Source organism: Vibrio sp. 1731 (assembly GCF_033339955.1).
GTDB lineage: Bacteria > Pseudomonadota > Gammaproteobacteria > Enterobacterales > Vibrionaceae > Vibrio > Vibrio alginolyticus.
Genome location: NZ_JAWOVO010000144.1, coordinates 1 through 1,111, shown reverse-complemented (window position 1 = coordinate 1,111; position 1,111 = coordinate 1). Strand labels below are relative to the sequence as shown.

Genomic DNA, 1,111 nt, shown 5'->3' with positions numbered 1-1,111 from the left:
ACGTTTTCAAGCTCGCTTGCTGGCTTAAGCTGTGGGATAAAAAAGCACTGATGGTTGACACGCCAACACCGCCTTTACTACCAAGCATCAAGACTCTTTTCGCGATTCGCGACTTTTTCTTCACCGTTGGCGAAAATGTGTCTTTACCAGACTCTTTTAATGCGCCCAACAAGCCATCAAGTTCCGGATCCCAAAGAATGTAGTTCGCACCTAACGACAGCACTTTGTCACGCATCAAGATTGAGTCCGTGTTGCTCAACACAATCAGAGAGATGCTCACATCTAATCTTGAAGATATTTCCGCCACTTCCGAAACAAGCTCGCCACAATCTCGCAAATCAAGAACGACATGCTTTATTTCTGCGCTTGTTTTGTGCCAACTCTCATCATCGATATCATCTACTTTAAGAGGTGATGCGAAACCTTCGATCGCATAGAGCTCATCGATCGCTTGCAGAAAAGCCATATCATCTGAAACAACCAGATCAATGGTGTTATTCTTTTTGTCTTTACTCGATGAAGTCGTTTTGAATAGGTTATCTAAATCCATTTTTTACTCCACGACAGGATTCGTCATACTCAAACGTCTGTTGTATTCCAAGCTGCATCCAAATGGATGATTTTTAAGAGTATTGAATGAAACAGCACCACAGGTTTGTTCTTGAATCTTGTGATACTTCGCGACGATTTTTACACCTTTGCCCTCACTGTTTGCGTTCAGTGTGTATCGCAGTTTATTTACGCCTTTGGCTTTGATTTCTTTTACAAAACCATCAACAAATTGACTCTCTTCGGTGTCGTAATTGATTGCAAACGTAGACTTTGGGTATTGGCTATTGATTTGATTAACAAAGTTAACCGACTTATCCATTGCAACGTCTTTGTTGGTGACTCGAAACTCAAAGGTTTCCACAATGGTGTCTACCGTCGTTTTATTTGGGGTTACCGATACCGAGCAACCGGTCAGTAAAACGGAAACGACCAATAATAGGTTTGCCTTCATTAGTTAAAGCCTCCCGCCTTTATCGTATTTTCCAATTCTTCGTCATCAACTTTCGAAAGATCGAGCTTCAGCAAGCGCTCAAGGTCACTCGTTCGCTCGAACTTCGGC

Annotated in this window: 1 protein-coding gene and 1 pseudogene; both read right to left on the bottom strand. The window is 42.3% G+C overall.

Annotated elements, in window-relative coordinates; translation table 11 throughout:
- A pseudogene (locus tag R7035_RS25785) lies at positions 1-550 on the bottom strand (type II secretion protein); the annotation flags it as partial.
- A gap of 3 nt (positions 551-553) precedes the next feature.
- Complete coding sequence (locus R7035_RS25780) at positions 554-1,003, bottom strand: hypothetical protein (protein ID WP_005498619.1); 450 nt, start codon at positions 1,001-1,003, stop codon at positions 554-556.
- Positions 1,004-1,111: the final 108 nt, after the last annotated feature.

Excerpts from the sequence above, each read along its gene's own strand:
- R7035_RS25780 (WP_005498619.1), bottom strand. The coding sequence starts at position 1,003 with ATGAAGGCAAACCTATTATTGGTCGTTTCCGTTTTACTGACCGGTTGC.